A 16,448-nucleotide genomic window follows, 5' to 3' on the forward strand; every position below is an offset into this window, starting at 1 on the left:
CTTACAGGCTCCTTACTGCATAATCCGATGCACCGAATAGACATCTTTCACACGTTTGATCCGTTCTACAACGGATTGCAGATGATCCGTATTACGAATCAGAATTGTGACGTGCACCAATGCTAATTTATTTTTATCTGTCCGTCCTGTAACGGCAGATATGTTGGTTTTACTTTCAGATACAGCCTGAAGTACCTCGTTGAGCAAGCCATTCCGATCATGGCCTGTAATCTCAATATCCACACTGTAACTTGCTTCGATATTCTCTTCCCACTCGACCTCAATAACACGTGCTGCTTCTTCTCCGTCTGCACTTGTCGGAATATTCGGACAGTCACTACGGTGTACGGAAACGCCGCGTCCGCGTGTAACATATCCGATAATGTCATCCCCAGGTACAGGATTACAGCATCGTGCGAATCGAACAAGCAGATTATCGATGCCTTTAACACGAATACCGTTGGTTGGACGATTTCTGCGCTCAGGCGCAGGTTTCAGCTCGCGCATCTCGGAATTTAATTCCAGCAAACTGGACTCTTCCTGCTCTTTACGCAGTTTTTCGGTTGCTTTTGTTACAATCTGTGCAGCAGTAATCCCACCGAATCCAACAGCCGCAAGCATGTCATCAATATCGTTAAACGCATATTTTTTGGCAGCTTCCATCAACTTGTCATCCGTCATCCACGCAGAAGGATCAAGCCCCATACGTTTCAGTTCACGCTCACAGCTCTCCCGACCTTTTTCAACGTTTTCTTCACGGCGTTCCTTCTTGAACCATTGCTTGATCTTCGCTCGTGCATGAGAAGATTTCGCAATTTTCATCCAGTCCTGGCTCGGTCCATAAGAATGTTTGGACGTCAAAATTTCGATAATATCACCTGTCTTCAGATGATAATCGAGCGGAACAATCCGACCGTTTACTTTGGCACCAATGGTCCGATTACCAACCTCCGTATGGATTCGATAAGCAAAATCCAAAGGAACAGAGCCGATTGGCAATTCGATGACTTCTCCTTTTGGCGTAAATACAAATACCAGATCCGAGAAGAAATCCATTTTGAGTGACTCTACGAATTCTGATGCATCCTGTGCTTCGTTTTGAAGTTCAAGAATTTCACGGAAGAACGTAATCTTGTCTTCAAAATGATTTCCGTTCGCAGCGCCTTCTTTGTAGGCCCAGTGGGCAGCAATACCAAATTCAGCAGTCCGGTGCATATCCCATGTCCGGATCTGTACTTCCGTTGGTTCGCCATTGGGACCAACTACCGTTGTATGCAGCGATTGATACATGTTCGCCTTTGGCATCGCAATGTAGTCTTTAAAGCGTCCAGGCATCGGTTTCCATAGCGTGTGTATAATTCCCAAGGTAGCATAACAATCCTTGATATTATCCACAATAATACGAATGGCAAGCAGATCATAAATTTCGTTAAACTGCTTGTTCTTGGTGGTCATTTTCTTGAACACGCTGTAGATATGTTTCGGGCGGCCTGAAAGGTCTGCCTGAATTCCCATCTCATCGAGCTTGTTCGTAATTCCATCCATAACCGTATCAATATATTGCTCCCGTTCTGCACGTTTTTTGTGCATCAGGTTTGCAATTCGGTAATACTGCTGCGGATTCAAATAACGGAGGGCGATGTCCTCCATTTCCCATTTGATTGCAGAGATACCCAAACGGTTTGCAATCGGACAGAAAATTTCCAGCGTCTCATATGAAATCCGGCGCTGGCTTTCTTCCGACTGAAACTTGAGTGTCCGCATATTATGCAGACGGTCAGCCAATTTAATCACGATGACACGGATGTCCTGCGCCATGGCGATGAACATTTTGCGGTAGTTCTCGTTCTGCTGTTCTTCCTTGGAGCGAAACTGAATACGTTCCAGCTTCGTCAAGCCGTCAACAAGCATGGCACACGTATTGCCGAAATGATTGCGGATCTCTTCAAGTGAGACCGTAGTATCCTCTACTACATCATGAAGAAGCGCTGCTATTATGGAGATGGTGTCCATCTGCATGTTCACAACAATGTCGGCAACCGCAAGCGGATGCAGAATATACGGTTCTCCCGATTTTCGCGTCTGTCCATGGTGGGCCTGATCAGCAAATTCGTAAGCTTCTCGTATGCGCACCAGATCGGGTTCTTTGATATATGCCCCGGCCTTCTCGAGTAATTGCTCTATGCCCATTCTGATCTGTTCCGTGTCCTTTCTATACCAAATGGAACCCGTGACAGTGCTGCAACACAGGTTCCCCGTAAAAGTAATTTCCTATAATTATGACGCTTCGCCCGTTTCCCGTCAACTGCTGACGAATAAGAGCGCTTATCCAATTTTTATATTGGTGATCTGAATTACTTCTATCCCGTTTCCCTATGACTCACAGGGGATTGGATGTATTTCTTATTTCTTATGTATTATTGCCGTTATTTACTGAAATAGAAGGAAAATTCATGAAAATATAAATTCCATCGCTTTGCTACGTCAAAAATGTTATTGATTAATTAAGAGAAACTCTGTAATCTATTGAAAGTTTGTGTTTCGGAAAAGGAGATGAAATTCATTGCAACGCGAAATTCAGGTTAATCAAAAGATGCCACTTGGCTCAGGTTCACTGCTTAGCCTTCAGCATTTGTTCGCCATGTTTGGCAGTACAGTACTTGTACCCAACCTGTTCGGTGTTGATCCAAGTATGATCCTGCTGATGAACGGGATTGGAACACTGTTGTACATACTGATGTGTAAAGGAAAGATTCCAGCATATCTCGGATCAAGCTTTGCCTTTATTGCACCTGTCACAATGGTATTAAAACAACATCCTGAGAATGGCTACTCCATGGCACTTGGAGCTTTTATCATAACAGGACTTGTTTTCTGTTTCGTGGCCCTCATTATTAAATTTGCGGGTACCGGATGGATCAATGTTGTCTTCCCACCAGCGGTTATGGGTGCCATCGTTGCTCTGATCGGACTGGAGCTTGTACCCGTGGCTGCCGGAATGGCAGGTCTGATTAATCCCGATATCCTTAAATATCCCAACTGGGCACCTCAAGCCAAACCAATCATTTTATCCATGGCCACGCTTGGTATCACTGTCATTGGTGCCGTAACGTTCCGTGGATTCCCCAAAATCATTCATATTCTAATCGGTATTGTAGTCGGTTATATCCTTGGCTATTCTATGGGTCTGGTTGATAAACAGGCTATTGGAAACGCTGATTTCATCTCACTACCAACCGTAACAACGCCTACATTTGACTGGTCCGTTATTTTCACCATTTTACCTGTAGCGCTTGTGGTTATCGTTGAACATATTGGACATTTGCTTGTAACGAGCAGCATTGTAGGCAAAGATCTTTCGAAAGACCCTGGGCTTCATCGTTCCCTGCTTGGTAATGGGGTCTCCACCATTCTGTCCGGGTTTGTAGGATCTACTCCCAATACAACCTATGGTGAGAACATCGGTGTAATGGCCCTGACTCGCGTATACTCCACATATGTCATTGGTGGCGCAGCAGTCATTGCAATCGTACTCTCCTTCTCAGGAACATTCTCGGCGCTTGTAGCCAATATTCCTGTGCCAGTTATGGGTGGCGTATCCTTGCTTCTGTTCGGGGTTATTGCAGCATCTGGTCTGCGTATTTTGGTTGAACAGAAAGTCGATTTTGCCAAACCGACCAATCTGCTGCTTACTACACTTGTATTGGTCATTGGACTGAGTGGTACAGAAGTTACCTTCTATGGCGTTCATCTGAAAGGGATGGCATTGGCAACCATTGTCGGAATCCTGATGAGCTTGTTGTTCAAACTGTTTGAAGTGCTGGGTTGGTTGAATGACGATTCACGTAAACAGCCTATCACTGAAAAAACGCCCGATTAACTTCCATCGTATACACATCAAAAAGCCTGTTCTCCCTAACCTTACGGTTGGAAGAACAGGCTTTTTGATAATCATTAATGCTGTATATTATTTCCCGGGAAACGGAAAAAACAATTCATGTTTCGTCACAGCGGTACATGTGGAGATTGCAGCTTAATAATTCATCAATGTGAATACATCGATTTCTGGCAATTTAGCACGACCATTCAGATCAGACAGCTCAATCAGGAAGGCAGCTCCGACAACTTTCCCACCCAATTGTTCAATCAAGTTGATGGAAGTTGCAATCGTTCCACCCGTTGCGAGCAGATCATCTGCGATCAGGACATTTTGACCTTTTTCAATCGCATCTGTGTGCATCGCGAGTGTATCCTTGCCATACTCGAGATCATAACCAACTTCAATCGTCTCTCCAGGCAGTTTTCCACTTTTGCGAATCGGAGCAAAACCGACACCAAGAGCGTATGCCAGAGGGGCGCCCACAACGAAACCACGTGCTTCAGGTCCAGCAATAACGTCAATTTTGAGATCAGAAACCATCACTTTCAGTTCATTGATCGCATTGCGGTACATTTCTCCATCCTTCAACAATGTTGTAATGTCCTTAAAGCTGATTCCCGGTTGTGGAAAGTCAGGAATGACACGAATATAATCTTTAAAATCCAAAATAATCTCCTCCTAAAATAAATACACAAACTTCCATCTAAGATACGCCCTTCATCCGGGATATCATCCATTGTGTCAGTTGCGGTGTGGCTGCATCCAGCATCACCTGTTCTATCTCGGCCATATTTTCGAGCGCCTGATAGTGACGTGAAGCGGTTAGTTCACGCTTAGGCGGGTTATCCACAAACGCAATTTTGCCGTTATCACGGGTAATGAAGGATAACTCTTCGAATACATCCAACATCATCGTAATCATGCGCGGCGAACAACCACACTGACGACTGAGCACAGGAGTAATCTCTTGTTCCTCCACGGGTTCAGCTTTCCATTTCAACACCTGCATATAAATACGCTTAAAGAGTTCTCTGGAAGGCATCTGAAGGCGATCTCGGCGGTTGCCTGATCCGTGCAGAAGGATGATATTCTCAGCTCCACTGAACAAAGCCAGCATGGCATTAAGTTGTTCCGGGGTTTCCGGCGTATCAAACACAAATAACGTCCGGACTTGTTCCTGTCCATAATGCTGTGCAGCAGCATTACACGGAAATAACCCGACCTTTCTATCATATACCCAAAGGCAAGGTTCATACAATGAATTTCCCTCGGAAACATCTGTTTCTTTCCGAACAATAGCACCAACAGAACCAGATTTATATCGCAGATGCACCTCAAGTGAGCTCAAGAAATGTTTCATCGCATTTAATGGCTCGGCATTACCGCGCAAATCAAACACTTGGACCTGAGGAACATGAATGTCCTGAAGCATCAATTGAGGTTTTCTCATCCCATTCCATTCATTGATGGACAGTTCTCCCATCACATCAATAACGGAACCTGGGAGAAGAAACTCTGCTAACGCTCCCTTGCCAAAAGCGACAGTTTCCAGTTGCTGACCATCCTGTTCCAGAACCAGTTTCAGATGGCGTTTCTCTCGTCCCATCGTTCTGGTTTCCTTCACAGTCACACTTCTCAATACAAACCGTGGCGAAGGATTGCTCATTCCAAAAGGCTGCAATCTGTCGATCTCCTGGATCACTTTCAGCGGAACATCACTGATTCTGCATTCATCATCCGCAAGACGTTGAGGTACAAAGTCCTCTTCAGTTAATACAGATGCAGCAAACTCATTCAAACCAGCCTCAAGTTCTTCCAACTGTTCCCGATGCAAGGTCATACCTGCTGCAGCAGGGTGTCCCCCGTAATGGTCCATAGTGTGTTTATTGACTGTGAGTGCCTGATAGATATCCAAGCCCTCAATGGAGCGCGCAGAGCCCTTGCAGACACCGCTCTCTGGATCGATCCCAAGGATAAGTGTAGGTCGGTAATATCGCTCCAGCAATTTGGAAGCCACAATACCAACCACTCCAACGTTCCAGCCCTCACCAGCCAATACGATTACATCTGGAACGGATCCTGAACGAAGCTGTATCTTTTGTTCCAACTGTGCAGTTGCTTCTTGTAATATGCCCTCTACGACTTGCTGCCGCTCCCGATTCAATAGATCAAGCTGGCCCGCAAGCGTATGAGCTTCATCCAGATTCTCGGTGGTGAGAAGCGATACCGCTCTCCCGGCATGATCCAAACGTCCACTGGCATTAATACGAGGTGCCATGGCAAAGGCAATATTAATTGAAGTCACCTGACTCTGATCCACCCCACTGATTTCCAGCAATGCACTTACACCGGGAAGACGTGAACCACGCATCGATTCTATTCCATAACTAACGATAACCCGGTTCTCCCCTTCCAAAGGCATCAGATCGGCAACGGTGCCGATGGCGGCAATCTCCATCCATTCACCGGGCACTTCCCCGATTAATGCCTGAGCGAGCTTCAAGGCTACTCCCGCTCCTGCCAAACCTTTAAAAGGATACGGGCATCCTGGAAGTTTCGGATTAATAAGTGTAAAGGCTTCGGGCAAAATTTCAGGCGGCTCGTGGTGATCTGTCACAATGACTTCGATGCCCAGCGTGGCCGCATAGGCAATCTGTTCAACAGCACTGATTCCGGTGTCCACGGTAATAATCAATGAAACGCCTTGTTGATGGGCCCAATCCAATGCATGGTTGTGCAATCCATACCCTTCATTCGAGCGATGAGGGATATATATATCGTACGAAGCCCCAAGATGACGCATCAAATGGATCATGAGCGATGTGCTGGATACGCCATCAGCGTCATAATCCCCGTAGATCAAAATATGTTCTTCCCGCTCCAATGCCAGCTTGATACGTGGCACAGCTTCATTCATGCCGAGGAGCAGATAGGGATCATGCATCTGATTCAGGTCAGGATGCAAAAAACGTTCGGCCTCCTTCTCATTGTGCACTCCTCGACTCACAAGCAAACGTCCAACAAGGGGTGAAACGGAAAGCGCCTGCGAGAGTCCCGCAGCCGCCTCCAAATCGATATTCGGTGTATTCCACCGGTATTGCGAATAAAGCAATGATAACGCTCCTTTCCTGATCTACTGGACCCGCGCTTCACTACTGAATTAATGTCGCTTCGTGATCGGGCAGTTCATGATTGGATTTATAGGGATAACCTGGATCATAAGGTATCGCTTGAATCTGTACTTCTTTCACATGACTGAAACGGGTGAGCAGTAATGTCTTGGCACGATTTGCAATCTCCTGTGCTTCCAGTATCGAGATCCTCGGATTCACACTAATGACCAGCTCAATCGTAACGTCATGTTCCTGTTCACGTGCAACCAAATGCTCAATGGTAATGATGCCATATACCCGCTGTACGGTCTCTTTAAAATCTGAGGCTTCTTCCTGCTCCAGCTCCTGAACGAGTGAACCATAGACTGTGTCCACAATCATTCGGTAACCCTTGTGAAGCACAAAACAGGAAGCAATCAACGCAGTCGTGGGGTCTAGGTAGAGCAGCATGCTCAATCCCGTCTCTTCACCAGCCATCGATCCTATAATGCCGATTAACACGGTGAGCGAACAATAGAGTGCACGGCGATGTTGCTGTGCATAGGCCAGCGCCTGAGACTGGTTCCGTTTACGGAAATATCTGTACTGAAATTGAAAAATCGCTTCTTTCACAGCCAAAGCTGCAACAGCCACCAAAAGTACCGACTTGCCGGGTGCTTCCGGTTCACTTCCGGAGAGACTACCCAATGCGGAGATGGCAAGCTGTAATCCACCCATGAGAATCAGCACAGATAACAATACTGAGATTCCGGGTCTAGCAACACTTGAATGTTCTTTAAACCGTCCCCTGCGAGCCTTCCTCTTATCGCGTACAGACTTGGAGGGAAAGAGACCAGCCAGGGCAGAACCAGCTTCAGAAGCAGAATACAAGCCGTCAGCGAGCAATGATTTGCTGTTTGCCATATAACCGACTCCCGCTTTGATCACCGCAAGTCCCATATTACCGGCAATACCGCTCCATGTGGCAGCCTGAGCAGATGGGATATGTTCTCTGGTCATGAATATTCCCCCTTAATTCTGTACATAAAGTTGCAAAACCGCGCCTGGCAGACGCGGCTTCACAATAAGATGTTTAGTTAGATTCTTTAGCTACTGTTTTTGGCTTATCCACTTGTTTACCTTTGAGCATCAGCCATAGTGGGGCAGCGATATAGATTGAAGAATATGCGCCGAACAGTGTTCCGATAACCATCGCAAGCGAGAACATGCGAATGGATTCTCCACCAAATATGAACAAACAGATTGAAGCTGCAAACACGGTGAATGTTGTATTCAGGGAACGTGTCATCGTTTGAGCCAAACTGCGATTGACTACCTCGCGTAGGTCGGCTTTGGTTGTCTTTTTGGCAAAACGCAGATTCTCACGAATCCGGTCAAAGATAACGATCGTATCGTTGATCGAGAACCCGACAATGGTCAATACTGCGGTAATAAAGGTCAGATCGACTTCCAAACGGAAGATAGAGAACACACTTATTACAACAAATGCATCATGGAAGAGTGCGATAACCGCAGCCAAACCAAAGCGCCACTCAAACCGGATCGCAACATAGATCATGATCCCGATACTTGCAATGAGTACTGCGTAGATCGCGTTGCGCTCCAATTCTTTGGCCATCTCCGGATCAACGGTATTTACTTCATACGAAGCTGATGCATCCAGTTTGGCAAATTCTTCTTTGAACTTACTTTCTTGATTTTCATCCAATACGTTCGAGAAACGAACATTTACACGGTCAGCCCCCGATGTAATGGTAACATCACCCTCATCAACACCGATGTCCTTAACGATAGGTTTAATCTGCTCCGCTGTGATTGCTTTGGATACCGAGATATCCACATTCGATCCAGCACGGAAATCAACTGCATAATTCAAACCCAAAGCCAGAATGCTGATGATCCCCGTAATCGTCAGAATAATCGAGAAGATATAGGCAATCTTACTACCTTTAACATAATCAAAATTCCAATTAAAGCGCACGAATTTCACTCTCCTTCACTCCGAAGTACTTAGGCTTCTTCAACACGTTACCCCGTACAAGCAGGGTCAACAGGAAGCGGGAGAAGAAAATATTCGTGATAATACTGGTGACAATATCAAAAATCAGCACGAGTGCAAAACCTTTTACCGCACCTGTTCCCAAGAAGAACATAACAGCCGCAGCAATAATGGTTGTGATGTTGGAGTCAATGATTGTTCGGAAGGAATGCTTACCACCCGCTTTAACCGAAGACAAGATCGACTTACCACTGCGCATCTCTTCTTTAATCCGTTCGTACGTGATGATATTGGCATCCACCGCCATCCCTATACCCAGGATAAACGCCGCAATACCTGGAAGGGTAAGCACGAATTCTCCTAAATAGAAGATTGCAAGTACCAGCCACGTATGTGTGATCAAGGCAAAACTCGCGATTATACCAGGAATGCGATAAAGCCCAATCATGAACACTAGAATAATAACGGAACCAATCAATCCTGCTTTAATGGTCTGATCCAGAGAAAGCTTACCAAGTGTTGCACCAACACTTTGTGAATACTTCTCTGTAAGTTTCAGTGGCAATGCACCCAAGTTAATGGTGTCACGAAGCTGGTTTGCTTCGTCACGTGTGTAAGCACCCGAAATCTGAGCGGAACCATCTGTCAACTGTTGTCTAACGGTTGGAGCAGATAGAAGCTCATCGTCCAAATAAATCGCGAGAGGTTGTCCGATCAAACGTTTGGTAATCTCGGAAAATTTGGCTTTATCTTTCACTTGAATGTCAATCATCGGCTCATTCAATTGAGTGAACACAACTTTGGCTGCATTCTCAACAAATTCATTTCCGCGAAGCTCAATTTTGGTGTATTCGCCTTCCTTGTCGTTCTCAGCTTTACTACGGAAGGTCAAAACAGCCGGCTCTTTCATTTTGGCTCTAACTTCAGCCTCATCCGTAACCCCTGCCAACTTCAATCGAATCCGGTTGCTTCCTTCAGTGGTTACCTCCGGTTCGCTTGTTCCGAGCGCATTGGCGCGGCTTTCAAGACTTTTGGCCGTTTGCACCAAAGATGCTTTGGTGACTTGTTGACCTGCTTCGAGCGGCTCTGCTTCATATAAGATCTCGTAGCCTCCCTTTAAATCAAGGCCCAAGCGTATATTTTTGAGCAGTTCCGGGCTTGTTCCCACCATTACCCCTGTGGTGACAAGCACGACCAGAATGAAACTGATAATTCTTTTCATGCCGTTCCTAGATCCCCTTTCGTTCTCAATATTCCTATTATAGCGATGCCGTAAAAAGCAGTCAATTTTCAACAAAAAAGATCCCTTTCGTCTAGAAAGAGGACCCCCGGTATGCAGACACGGTCATAAAGTTCATAAAGCTTGTTGCTTTCAGTGACAAAATGTCGTTCACCAGCTGGTGAAGCGGTGGAATGCCCTGTTTTTCATATTTATGACTGACGCAATTCCAGACATCTTTGCTGGTGACATATTCGTAACCGACAAGCCTTAATTCCTCCGCTTTGCTACGGCAGAGCATCTCTATTGACTGTTCCAACTCCACATCATTCATTTCTTCCAACGGGGAGCCTCCCTTCGTACATCCAAGCCTTTATCCTTTATGCGGCATCAATATTACATGATTCGACTTCGCCTGATCATATTCCTTCTTGCTGAATATGGTTCTTTTTGTTAATCGTGTCCAAGTTGTCATGAGAAGATAAAGGACTGGCATAGGATGAAGAACAACGGCTTTGTCCCGTTTATGTTGATAGCCTGTACTTTCAACCGGGAAAGAGGGGTAGTCTTGAAGAAACAGACATTTATTCAGGGGGCCATGATCCTGCTCGCGGCAGGCATAATTAATCGAATACTTGGTTTCATCCCGCGCATTGCGCTGCCACGAGTCATTGGTGCAGAAGGTGTTGGCATCTACCAATTGAGCTATCCCTTTTTTATCGTACTGGTGACATTAATTACGGGTGGTATTCCGCTCGCCGTAGCCAAGCTCGTAGCCGAAGCTGATACCGGTGCCAATCGTTATTCCCCCCAGCGAATCCTGCAAGTAAGCTTAAGCTTTACATTGACCCTGGGTGTTGTATTCATGTTTTTGTGCATCCTGTTTGCACCCTGGGTTACCAAGTACGTGCTCACAGATGAGCGGGTATACCATACGTTTGTTAGTATGAGCCCCATGATTGCCATTATCGCCGTATCTGCTGTCTACAGAGGGTATTTCCAAGGTAAGCAAAACATGATGCCTACTGCCATTTCATCCATTGTTGAAACCATCATTCGTATCGTCTGTGTCATTTGGTTTGCCTGGCTTCTCCTCCCCCACGGTATTGCCCAAGCTGCTGCTGGTGCCATGCTGGGAGCGCTCGTTGGAGAATTCGGCGGTATGCTTGTACTCTTGTGGAAGTATAACAGGCAGAAGAAAGAGTTACCGCTCGCTAACCAACAGAACATGTCCAATCTCACAGCCAAACCTTTAAACCCAATACCTTCAGTTCTGAAAGAAACGGGTACTCCACAGCCCGGATTAATCCGGCGTTTGCTTGCAATCTCTATTCCTGTTACAGCAGGCCGATTGGTTGGCTCCTTATCCTATCTGGCCGAAACCATCGTTACTGCCCAGAGTCTGGCTCTGGCAGGCATATCCAAAGGACTCGCTACAGCGCAATATGGTGCATTACAAGGTATGATTATTCCTCTGCTGCTGCTGCCGGGGGCACTAACCTCATCGCTCGCGACATCACTTGTGCCTTCACTGTCTGAAGCTTCTGCTCAGGGAGATCGCGCACTGATTCACAAAAGAATGCATCAGGCATTACGCTTGGCACTTGTGACAGGTGCTCCGTTTTCCGTGTTTATGTATGTGCTTGCCGAACCGATGTGTCTTGTTCTGTATAATGATGCATCGATCGGAAGCATGCTGAAACTAATGGCTCCCTTTGCTTTGTTCATTTATATTCAAGCTCCTCTTCAAGCTGCATTACAAGCTCTTGACCGTCCGGGTAAAGCATTGCTAAATACGTTTATCGGTGCTGTTATCAAAATCACGTTGATTTTAACGCTTGCTTCCCGGCCTGAATATGGCATCTTCGGTGCAGTCATCGCCATCTGTGTGAATTCTACTGTAGTTACCCTGTTGCATGCCCAAAGTGTACGTAGCCTGCTACAGTTCCGCTTTAAAATGATGGATTGGGTCAAGACGGGTGCAGGAATGTTTATCATGGGAGCAGCGACCCTACTCGTATACGAAGAGACTGCCATGATACTGCCATTTTGGGTGAGGATGCTTCTCGCTCCATTTGTCGGGCTTATCGTGTATTTCATCGTTATGGGCTGGACCAAAATGATTGATTTTCATGATCTATCTCGTGCTCCTTTGATAGGTTCATGGTTCAAACGTCGGTCAGGCAAATGATTTTCATTTTTTATCATCTTTTGGACTGACATATATCTTCCCATTGTGGTCAATGGAGCATATAAATACATCTTTGAAATCCATAATTCCGTTCTGTTGAATTTGATTTTTCAGCCAAAATCTCGTTTTCTGGATGATCTCCAGATTCTGATCCTGGACCTTTCCGTCCATAATTAAGGGGAGTGGGAGACCTTCATATTTGATATTTGGAAATCCGTCAATCTGGTTTTTTCCCGTTTTGGACTTACTGGAAGAAGAATCTTCTGAGTCAGAACCGGAAGAATTGCTTTCGTTAGAAGTATTCTCATCCTTGGGAAAAACGGTCAGCTTGCCTGTGGTCTCCAAAATAGCGAAATCAACCTCACCGATACTGTCTACATTCTGTTCACGGAGTTGTTGTAATAGATCATCCAGATTATATCGTTGCTTCCGCATCTCATCCCGGTGAAGAACGCCTTTGGAGATCAAAACAGTAGGTTTCCCATCAATCATCAGGCGAAGACGCCGACTTTTAAGGCCTATAAAGGCCATTCCGATCTGTACAATGATCAAGGTAAGCATGGGGGCAATCCCGTGAGAGAGCGGTTTATCAATATCTTCAATGACAAAAGCAGCCATTTCAGCAAGCATAATGGAGACAACAAGATCAAACATGGATAGCTTACCAATCTCACGTTTACCCATAACCCTCATTGCACAGTACACCAGAAAGTACATGAGAATGGTTCGAAAGATATGTGATCCGACATCTGGGAAGTTCACAACAGGGGTCCTCCTTCGAAACTGAGTTTTTAACAGTTAGCTGGGTAGTGCAATCCCTATTTTGACCTGAACCTTACATGCTCATGCAGAAATAATCCGTTCATTTAATGGAAAACAGTTCATAAGTCCGAAGGCTTGACCATACACTGTATTAACTTATAACTTGTACAAGGGGGTTGCTTCATGCAATTGATCCGCCGCTTGGTTTCGTTTCGAGTGTCCAATCCGATTCTGTCAGGCCTCTGTCAGGCTTTTGTATGGATGTTTATCGGGGCATTTATTCTCTCCTTGTTTCTCTGGATGAGCGGAATGCGGGAACAGGACCTCTCATTGTATACCTATGTTGTTCATGGCTTGTCATTATTGGTTGGTGGTTTTGTCGCAGGCAAACGTTCTGGTGAAAAAGGATGGTACTACGGAGGGATTACCGGAATCGTATATGGACTGCTTGTGCTGTTGATCGGATTTCTCGCGCTGGATGCTTCGTTTAATTGGAAGGATAGTTTACAACTGCTTAGCGCGTTCTTCATTTCAGCTCTCGGTGGCATGTTCGGTGTTAATACGCATCGCTCCTAACTGACTGGTAAAGAACATCGACCTTCCCTCATAAATCAAAAAAGAGAACCGGGTCTCCAAGGAGATCCGGTTCTCTACTAGGGAATACGCCACAAACGCACCCTCGTTATTCTATGTTACAGTAACTATTCAACAGCCGTATCACGAGCTACAGCCGTGCTGATTGCATTACGGTCAAATGTAAGCTTAGTTACATCGTTTACACGCAATACAACCACATCGTCCGTAATCTCAGCGATCGTACCGTGAAGGCCACCAATCGTTACAATTTTATCGCCTTTTTTCAATTGGCTTAGCATGGAATTCCGTTGCTTTTGCTTTTTGTTCTGTGGACGAATCATTAAGAAGTAGAAAATCGCAACCATGAGTACTAAAGGTACAATCAAAGATACGATCCCACCGCCTTGCGCTCCTGCTAGAGGCATTCCTTGAAACATTCAAACTCCCCCTTATCGACTATACATACAGATATTGCTTGTTACGCCGGTTTCCTCAAAAACTCAATCAGAAACCTTTGTCATTGTCATGAAGACCATATTGATCGAAAAATTCATCCCGGAAATCAAGCAAACGATCTTCCATAATGGCTTTACGTACATTACGCATCAGATTCTGCAAGAAATGAAGATTATGGATCGTTGTCAAACGCAGGCCAAATGTTTCATCTGCTTTGATCAAATGACGCAGATAAGCTCTGGAATAGTTGCGACAAGTGTAGCAATCACATTCAGGGTCAAGTGGCCCAAAATCAGTTGCAAACTTGGCATTGCGAACTACCAGACGTCCTTGGCTGGTCATCGTTGTTCCGTTACGGGCAATCCGAGTTGGCAGAACACAGTCGAACATGTCCACTCCACGAATTGATCCCTCAATCAACGCATCGGGCGAACCTACCCCCATCAAATAACGTGGTTTATTGGATGGCAACAAAGGTAACGTATAATCCAATACACCATACATCAAATGTTTCGGTTCTCCAACACTCAGTCCACCAATAGCATACCCCGGGAAATCCATGGAAGTCAAATCTGCGGCGCTTTGACGGCGAAGATCTTCATGCATGCCTCCCTGTACGATGGCAAACAGACCTTGGTCATGCGGACGAGCGTGACTTTCGAGACAACGTTCTGCCCAGCGGCTCGTTCTTTCGAGTGATTTTTTTACATATTCATATTCAGCCGGATACGGTGGGCATTCGTCAAACGCCATCATAATATCGGAGCCAAGTGCATTCTGGATTTCCATCGCCACTTCAGGAGAAAGGAACTTCTTGTCTCCATTCAGATGAGAACGGAAGTTAACGCCTTCTTCCGTGATTTTGCGCATCTCGCTGAGAGAAAACACTTGGAATCCTCCGCTGTCCGTCAGGATTGGACGATCCCAGTTCATGAATTTGTGCAATCCGCCAGCTTCACGGATAATTTCATGTCCTGGTCTCAGAAACAGGTGATAGGTATTACTCAAAATAATCTGAGCATCCATTTCTTTCAACTCTTCAGGGCTCATTGTTTTGACAGTCGCCTGTGTACCTACAGGCATAAAGGTTGGTGTCTCAATAATACCGTGAGGTGTATGTACACGTCCCAGACGTGCACCGGATTGTTTGCAAGTTTTGATATGTTCATACGTAATTGCTGCCATTGGTTTTAATCATCCTCTAAAAGTTAATCGTTATACTAATATATCAACATGGCATCGCCGAAGCTGAAGAACCGGTATTTCTCTTGGATGGCTTTCTCATATGCCTGCATAATATGTTCCCTGCCTGCTAGTGCACTAACCAACATAACCAACGTGGATTTCGGGAGATGAAAATTTGTAAGCATCCCATCGATCACTTTGAAGGAATAGCCCGGATAGATGAAAATGCTGGTCCATCCGCTGCTCGCTTGCAGTATTCCATTTTCAAATTTGCTGCCTACCGTTTCCAAAGTCCGACAGCTCGTTGTCCCAACCGCAAAAACACGGTGTCCATTCGCTTTAGTCTGGTTAATCAGATCTGCCGTTTCTTGTGACAAGGAGTAATACTCCTCATGCATAACATGATCTTCAACAACGTCAACCGACATTGGTCTGAATGTTCCCAGTCCCACATGAAGCGTGATGAAGGCCACATTAACACCTTTGGCACGAATCTGATCCAACAATTCATCCGTAAAGTGCAGTCCCGCTGTAGGTGCAGCCGCCGATCCTTCATGCTTGGCGTACACGGTCTGATACCGTTCGCGGTCATCCAATGTCTCCTTGATATAAGGTGGCAACGGCATCTCACCCAGACGGTCCAAAATCTCTTGGAAGATTCCATCATACGTAAACGTAAGTGTACGTGCCCCCATCTCGCCCTCTTCTTCAATGATTGCCTTCAATTCATCACTAAATACGATGACTGAACCGGCTTTCAGCTTTTTACCCGGCTTAACCAGTGCTTCCCACTTATCGCCTTCCACATTTTTGAGCAATAACACTTCCGCTTTTGCTCCGGTATCTTCTTTTGTACCGAACAGACGGGCTGGTAGAACACGTGTATCATTCAGAATCAATGTATCACCGGGATTCAGAAAATCGATAATATCAGGAAACGTTTGATGATTAATCTCACCACTATCTTTGTTCAAGGTAAGCAAACGGGATGCCGTGCGATCAAGCAACGGCGTCTGTGCTATCAATTGCTCCGGTAATTCAAAATCATATAAGTTCACATTCATTTA

The 16,448-nt window shown here is 45.5% G+C and carries 14 protein-coding genes; 3 read left to right on the forward strand and 11 right to left on the reverse strand.

Going from position 1 to position 16,448, the window contains the following annotated elements; translation table 11 throughout:
• Positions 1 to 12 precede the first annotated feature (12 nt).
• Positions 13 to 2,190 carry a RelA/SpoT family protein gene (locus V6668_RS23505; RefSeq protein WP_036616894.1) on the reverse strand — a complete coding sequence of 726 codons (2,178 nt, stop codon included), beginning with the start codon at positions 2,188 to 2,190 and terminating at the stop codon, positions 13 to 15.
• Between the two features lie 373 nt (positions 2,191 to 2,563).
• Here V6668_RS23505 and uraA point away from each other — a divergent pair, with 373 nt between their 5' ends.
• Positions 2,564 to 3,880 (forward strand): uracil permease, encoded by a 1,317-nt coding sequence (gene uraA / locus V6668_RS23510; protein ID WP_036674549.1) that lies wholly within the window; start codon positions 2,564 to 2,566, stop codon positions 3,878 to 3,880.
• Positions 3,881 to 4,033: 153 nt separating this feature from the next.
• On the opposite strand, the gene V6668_RS23515 is transcribed toward uraA, so the two are convergent.
• From V6668_RS23515 to V6668_RS23540, 6 genes are all read right to left on the reverse strand, one after another.
• Positions 4,034 to 4,546 carry an adenine phosphoribosyltransferase gene (locus V6668_RS23515; protein WP_017686780.1) on the reverse strand — a complete coding sequence of 171 codons (513 nt, stop codon included), beginning with the start codon at positions 4,544 to 4,546 and terminating at the stop codon, positions 4,034 to 4,036.
• Between the two features lie 37 nt (positions 4,547 to 4,583).
• The gene (gene recJ / locus V6668_RS23520) at positions 4,584 to 6,992 is read right to left on the reverse strand and encodes a single-stranded-DNA-specific exonuclease RecJ (RefSeq protein WP_036616889.1); all 2,409 of its coding nucleotides are present in this window, start codon (positions 6,990 to 6,992) and stop codon (positions 4,584 to 4,586) included.
• A 40-nt stretch (positions 6,993 to 7,032) separates the two neighbouring features.
• The gene (locus V6668_RS23525) at positions 7,033 to 7,992 is read right to left on the reverse strand and encodes a cation diffusion facilitator family transporter (RefSeq protein WP_338706896.1); all 960 of its coding nucleotides are present in this window, start codon (positions 7,990 to 7,992) and stop codon (positions 7,033 to 7,035) included.
• 73 nt (positions 7,993 to 8,065) lie between these two features.
• Positions 8,066 to 8,974 (reverse strand): protein translocase subunit SecF, encoded by a 909-nt coding sequence (gene secF, locus V6668_RS23530; RefSeq protein ID WP_051447454.1) that lies wholly within the window; start codon positions 8,972 to 8,974, stop codon positions 8,066 to 8,068.
• On the reverse strand, positions 8,964 to 10,214 hold the full coding sequence (gene secD / locus V6668_RS23535) for a protein translocase subunit SecD (protein ID WP_051447453.1): 1,251 nt from the start codon (positions 10,212 to 10,214) through the stop codon (positions 8,964 to 8,966). The genes secF and secD overlap by 11 nt, the downstream gene beginning before the upstream one ends.
• A gap of 91 nt (positions 10,215 to 10,305) precedes the next feature.
• Complete coding sequence (locus V6668_RS23540; protein ID WP_036617497.1) at positions 10,306 to 10,545, reverse strand: post-transcriptional regulator; 240 nt, start codon at positions 10,543 to 10,545, stop codon at positions 10,306 to 10,308.
• Positions 10,546 to 10,779: 234 nt separating this feature from the next.
• Between V6668_RS23540 and spoVB the strand changes: the two genes are divergently transcribed.
• Positions 10,780 to 12,402 (forward strand): stage V sporulation protein B, encoded by a 1,623-nt coding sequence (gene spoVB / locus V6668_RS23545; protein ID WP_127551042.1) that lies wholly within the window; start codon positions 10,780 to 10,782, stop codon positions 12,400 to 12,402.
• A gap of 3 nt (positions 12,403 to 12,405) precedes the next feature.
• Here spoVB and V6668_RS23550 read toward each other — a convergent pair whose 3' ends face one another.
• Positions 12,406 to 13,119, reverse strand: a complete 714-nt coding sequence (locus V6668_RS23550) for a YetF domain-containing protein (RefSeq protein WP_422395291.1) — start codon at positions 13,117 to 13,119, stop codon at positions 12,406 to 12,408.
• Between the two features lie 228 nt (positions 13,120 to 13,347).
• Here V6668_RS23550 and V6668_RS23555 point away from each other — a divergent pair, with 228 nt between their 5' ends.
• Positions 13,348 to 13,740: a TIGR04086 family membrane protein gene (locus V6668_RS23555; RefSeq protein WP_036616878.1), complete on the forward strand. Its 393-nt coding sequence runs from the start codon at positions 13,348 to 13,350 to the stop codon at positions 13,738 to 13,740.
• A 125-nt stretch (positions 13,741 to 13,865) separates the two neighbouring features.
• On the opposite strand, the gene yajC is transcribed toward V6668_RS23555, so the two are convergent.
• From yajC to queA, 3 genes are all read right to left on the reverse strand, one after another.
• A complete protein-coding gene (gene yajC / locus V6668_RS23560; protein ID WP_036616875.1) occupies positions 13,866 to 14,177 on the reverse strand; it encodes a preprotein translocase subunit YajC in 312 nt (103 codons plus the stop codon).
• A 67-nt stretch (positions 14,178 to 14,244) separates the two neighbouring features.
• Positions 14,245 to 15,381, reverse strand: coding sequence for a tRNA guanosine(34) transglycosylase Tgt (tgt, locus tag V6668_RS23565; RefSeq protein WP_036616872.1), 1,137 nt, complete (start codon positions 15,379 to 15,381; stop codon positions 14,245 to 14,247).
• Positions 15,382 to 15,416: 35 nt separating this feature from the next.
• On the reverse strand, positions 15,417 to 16,445 hold the full coding sequence (gene queA, locus V6668_RS23570) for a tRNA preQ1(34) S-adenosylmethionine ribosyltransferase-isomerase QueA (RefSeq protein WP_338706898.1): 1,029 nt from the start codon (positions 16,443 to 16,445) through the stop codon (positions 15,417 to 15,419).
• Positions 16,446 to 16,448 lie beyond the last annotated feature (3 nt).

Origin of the sequence: Paenibacillus amylolyticus, from assembly GCF_036894225.1 — a bacterium.
Classification (GTDB): Bacteria; Bacillota; Bacilli; order Paenibacillales; family Paenibacillaceae; genus Paenibacillus; species Paenibacillus amylolyticus.